The 1,219-nt window shown below is 60.3% G+C and carries 1 protein-coding gene; it reads right to left on the reverse strand.

What is annotated here, in order from left to right; genetic code table 11:
- Nucleotides 1-18 precede the first annotated feature (18 nt).
- Nucleotides 19-1,160 (reverse strand): IS3 family transposase gene (locus KTQ37_RS16620; protein WP_218631624.1). Its coding sequence is split into 2 segments (ribosomal slippage): nt 19-920 and nt 920-1,160, totalling 1,143 coding nucleotides; the frame shifts between segments, so codons are not numbered across the junction.
- Nucleotides 1,161-1,219: the final 59 nt, after the last annotated feature.

The following is a 1,219-nucleotide window of genomic DNA, read 5'->3' on the forward strand; positions in this document are numbered from 1 at the left end:
TGAATAGCCCCGCGTTTTCTAGACGCCTTCGGGTCTCAGTTTCCGCTGCCGTTCGAACTCGACGGGCGACAGCATCTCGTTTCTCGCATGCTTGCGCTTCGGATTGTAGAACATCTCGATGTAATCGAACACATCCTGCCTGGCTTCTACGCGGGTTCTGTATGTCCTGCGTCTGATCCGTTCGCGCTTGAGCAGGTTGAAGAAGCTCTCCGCGACCGCGTTGTCGTGGCAGTTGCCGCGCCGGCTCATGGAATGTTCCAGATTGTGGGCACGTAGGAACGCGACCCAGTCCATGCTGGTGAATTGGCTGCCCTGGTCCGAATGGATCAGGACCTTCCCCTTGGGCTTTCGACGCCAGACCGCCATGTGCAGAGCCTGCAACACAACATCAGTCGTCTGCCGGCTCTGCATCGACCAGCCGACCACGCGGCGCGAGAAGAGGTCGATGACGACAGCCAGGTAGGCAAAGCCCTCCTGCGTGCGAATGTAGGTAATGTCGGTGACCCAGACCTTGTCCGGCGCCCCCACGTCGAACTGCCGGTCGAGAGTGTTGTCGACAACAACCGACGGCTTGCCGCCATACTTTCCGGGGCGGCGTTTGTAGCCGATCTGCGCCCTGATCCCGGCCAGCTTCGTCAGACGGGCAACACGGTTCACGCAGATGCTTTCGCCCTGTTCGATCAAGTCGTCATGCAACTTGCGGTGACCATAGACCTTGCCGCTCTCGATCCACGCCTCCTTCAGCATCCGGGTCTGCCGCAGATCCTCTTGGGCCCGCTTGCTCAGCGGCGCTTTCAGCCAGGCGTAGAAGCCGCTCGGTTGGATGCGCAAGCATCGGCACATCGCCCGCACAGAGAACTGCCCGCGATGCTCGGCCACGAACGCGTATCTCACTTGGCATCCCTGGCGAAATACGCGGTGGCCTTTTTTAGGATGTCGCGTTCCTCCGTCACCCGCGTCAGCTCCCGCTTCAGGCGCCGGATCTCAGCATCCTTCTCCGTCTCACCGGACGACGCCTTCGCGAACTTGCGCTTCCATGCATAGAGAGAATGCGCGCTTACCCCGAGCCGTTGCGAAACCTCCGCAACCGGGTAGCCCCGCTCCGTGATCTGCGCGACCGCGTCACGCTTGAACTCGTCGCTGAAATTGCCTTTGCCCATCTCGGCCTCCTTGCCTCAAAATTAGGGAAGAAGGCGTCTACAGATCTAGGGGCTATTCA

Origin of the sequence: Sedimentimonas flavescens, from assembly GCF_019264375.1 — a bacterium.
GTDB classification, from domain to species: Bacteria; Pseudomonadota; Alphaproteobacteria; order Rhodobacterales; family Rhodobacteraceae; genus Rhodobacter; species Rhodobacter flavescens.